The following is a 4000-nucleotide window of genomic DNA, read 5'->3' on the forward strand; positions in this document are numbered from 1 at the left end:
CTCGACGACGAGCAGGCCCACGCCCTCGGCCCAGCCGGTGCCGTCCGCGCCCTCGGCGAACGGCTTGCACCGGCCGTCCGGGGACAGGCCGCCCTGGCGGGAGAACTCGATGAACGTGTTGGGCGTCGACATCACCGTGACACCACCGGCGACGGCCAGGTCGCACTCCCCCGACCGCAGCGCCTGCGCGGCCAGGTGCAGCGCGACAAGCGACGACGAGCAGGCCGTGTCGACGGTGACCGCCGGGCCCTCGAAACCGAACGTGTACGACACCCGACCGGAGGCGATGCTGCCCGCGCTGCCGCTGCCGCGCTGCCCCTCGAACTGGGTGTCGGCGAGCGTGCCGGCGTAGTCGTTGTACATCACACCGGCAAACACACCGGTCTGCGAGCCGCGCAGCGAGTGCGGGTCGATGCCGGCCCGCTCCAGGGCCTCCCAGGTGGACTCCAGCAGCAGACGCTGCTGCGAGTCGGTGGCGAGCGCCTCCCGCGGGCTCATCCCGAAGAACTCCGGGTCGAAGTCCGCTACGTCACGCAGGAAGCCGCCGGTACGGGTGTGCGAGGTACCCGGCTCGTCCGGGTCGGCGCTGAACAGGCGGTCCAGGTCCCAGCCACGGTCGGCCGGGAAGTCGCCGACCGCGTCCACACCGTCGCGGACCAGCTCCCACAGGCCCTCCGGCGAGGTGACCCCGCCCGGGTAGCGGCAGGCCATGCCAACGATGACGATCGGGTCGTCGGAGACCGGCGGCAGCACGGCGGCCGGGTGCACGACCGCCGTTTCGGCGCCGAACATCTCGTCGCGCAGGAACCCGGCCAGGCGCAGGGCGCTCGGGTAGTCGAAGACGGCGGTGGCGGGCAGCCGCAGCCCGGTCGCCTCGCCGAGACGGTTCCGCAGCTCGATCGCGGTGAGCGAGTCGAAGCCGAGGTCGGAGAACGCGCGCTCGGGGTCGATCGCGTCGGCGCCGGAGTGTCCGAGCACCAGGGCGATCTGGGCGCGCACCACGTCGAGCAGCAGTTCCCGCTGTTCGGTGTCCGGCCGGCCGGTCAGGCGCGAGCCGAGGTTCCGGGCGAGGGCTCCGGCGGTGGTGGTACGCCGGGTCCGGGCCCGGATCAGGCCGCGCATCAGGGCCGGCGGCTCGCCGTGGGCGCGCATCGCGGCCAGGTCGAGACGGGCCGTCACGTACGCCGGGCCGCCGTCGGCCAGGGCCGCGTCGAACAGGGCCAGGCCCTGGGCGATGCTCAGCTCGGGCATCCCGGACCGGGCGATCCGGGCGGTGTCGGCGTCGGTGAGGGTCCCGGTCATGCCCTGTTCCCACGGGCCCCAGGCCAGCGAGGTGGCGGCGAGGCCGCTGTCGCGCCGGTGCTCGGCCAGGGCGTCCAGGTAGGCGTTGCCGGCGGCGTAGTTGCCCTGGCCGGCGGCGCCGAACACCCCGGCGACCGAGGAGAAGAGAACGAACGCGCCGAGAGTACGCCCGGCAGTGGCCTGGTGCAGGTTCCGGGCGGCGTCGATCTTCGGCGCCAGGACCGTCGCGAGGCGTTCCGGGGTGAGCGACTCGATCACACCGTCGTCCAGGACACCCGCCGCGTGCACAACCGCGGCCAGGTCCGGCAGACCGTCGACCAGCGCCTGCACGGCGGCCCGGTCGCTGACGTCGCAGGCGACCGCCCGGCCGGGCAGCTCGTCCGCGCCGGGGGTGGCCGGGCCCCGGCGGCTGACCAGGACCAGGTCGGTGACGCCCCGGGCGGCCAGGTGCCGGGCGACGGCCGCGCCGAGCCCGCCGGTGCCGCCGGTGATCAGAGTGGTGCCGGCCGGCCAGGTGAACGGCTCGGCGGCGGTGGTGACCCGGGTCAGGCGCGGGGCGAAGGCCCGGCCGTCGCGCAGGATCAGTTCGGGTTCGTCGGCGGCGAGGGCCTCGGCGGTGGGCTCGCCCTCGATCAGGGTGATCCGGCCGGGGTTCTCCGACTGGGCGCTACGCACCAGGCCCCGCACGGCCGCGGCGTCGAGGTCGCCGGGCCGGGTCACCACGGCGAGCCGGGAAGCCTCGAACCGTTCGTCGACGAGCCATTCCTGGACGGCGGTGAGAGCGGTGGTGACGTCGGCCGGGCGCAGGACGACAACCGCAGGGACCTCGGCCTCGGTGCGGTCGGCCTCGGTGCGGTCGGGAAGCTGGACCGGGACCTGTTCGACCCGGTAGAGGGGGTCGGCGGCGGAGGCGGCGACCGGGCGGACGGTCAGGGCGTCGACGGTGGCGACCGGGTTGCCCTGCGGGTCGGCGAGGGCGACGGCCACGGTGTCGCCGTCGCGGGTCAACCGGATCCGCAGCGCGGTCGCGCCGGGGGTGTGCAGGGCGACACCGCGCCACGCGAACGGGACCGCGGCCTGCTGCTCTCCCCCGGAGACCGCCAAGGCGTGCAGGGCGGCGTCGAACAGGGCCGGGTGCAGGCCGTGGTTCTCGGCGTCGATGCCGAGTTCGGCCTCGGCGTACAGGTGGGCGGCGTCCTGCCAGACCTTGGTCAGGCCCTGGAAAGCGGGGCCGTAGCCGAGGCCCGCGTCGGCGAGGGTCTCGTACAGGCCGTCGATGCCGACCGGTTCGGCGCCGGCCGGGGGCCACGCGGAGGCGTCGAAACCGGTGGGCTCCGCGCCGGTGGTGAGCGTGCCGGACGCGTGCTCGGTCCAGTCGCTCTCGCCCTCGGGGCGGGACCGGACGGTGAAGGCCCGGCGGTCGTCGCCGCTGAGCAGAATCTGCAGCTGGATGCCACCGATGGTGGGGACGATCAGCGGCGCCGTCAGGGTGAGGTCGTCGACGACGTCGCAGCCGACCTCCTCGCCGGCCCGCAGCGCCAGTTCGGCGAACGCGGTGCCGGGCAGCAGGATCGCGCCCCGCACGGTGTGGTCGGCGAGCCACGGCTGGGTCCGCAGCGACAGCCGCCCGGTGAGCAGCAGGCCACCGTCGGGCAGCTCGACCGAGGCGCCGAGCAGCGGGTGCCCGGCCCGGTCCAGACCGGCCGCGCTGACGTCGCCGGCTGCGGCGGCCTGGGCCCGGGGCCAGAAGTGCTGGTGCTGGAACGGGTAGGTGGGCAGGTCGATCCGGTTGCCGGTGCCGATCACGGCCGGCCAGTCGACGGGCTGGCCCTGGGTGAAGACCGTGCCGACGGCCGCGAGCAGGGTGGCCACCTCGTCCCGGTCGCGGCGCAGCGCCGGGACACCCTCGATCATCGCGGACAGCACCGCGTCGGGGCCGACCTCCAGGTAGCGGGCGGCGTTCGCGGCGGCCGCACCGTCGGCGAACCGAACCGTGGCCCGCACGTGCCGCACCCAGTACGACGGGTCGGTGAACAGCGCAGACTCGATCCGGCCGGTCACGTTCGAGACCAGCGGCATCGTGGGCTCGTGGAACGTGAGCCCTTCCACGACCGCGCGGAAGTCGTCGAGCATCGGGTCCATCAGGACCGAGTGGAACGCGTGGCTCACGTTGAGGCGCTTGGTGCGCTCGAAACGGCTGGCGACCTCGGTGAGAGCATCGGCCTCGCCAGACAGCACCACAGCGTCCGGACCGTTCACCGCCGCGATGTCGACACCCTCCGGGATGTCCTCCTCACGAGCCTGCACCGCGATCATCGCCCCTCCAGCGGGCAACGCCTGCATCAGACGGCCACGCGCCGAGATCAGCGTGCAGGCGTCCGCCAGCGAGAAGACACCGGCGATGTGCGCGGCTGCGATCTCACCGACCGAATGGCCGAGCAGCACGTCCGGGGTGATCCCCCACGACTCCAGGAGCCGGTACAGGGCGACCTCGACGGCGAAAATCGCCGGCTGGGCGTTGCCGGTGGCGTCCAGGTCGTCCCAGTCGATGTCCAGATTGGCCGCGACCTCGTCGAAGGAGGCGGCGAAGACCGGGAAACGCTCGTACAGGCCGCGGCCCATTCCGGCGCGCTGCGAACCCTGGCCGGTGAACATCACTGCCAGGCGGCCGTCGGTGGCCGTGCCCTCCAGGAGGGTC

At 74.1% G+C, this 4000-nt stretch carries 1 protein-coding gene; it reads right to left on the bottom strand.

Translation table 11 applies throughout. From position 1 onward, the window contains the following. Positions 1–4000, bottom strand: a 4000-nt coding sequence (locus Aco03nite_RS52245; protein WP_239146156.1) for an SDR family NAD(P)-dependent oxidoreductase, incomplete at both ends; no start/stop codon positions are given.

This window comes from Actinoplanes couchii (assembly GCF_016862075.1).
Classification (GTDB): domain Bacteria; phylum Actinomycetota; class Actinomycetes; order Mycobacteriales; family Micromonosporaceae; genus Actinoplanes; species Actinoplanes couchii.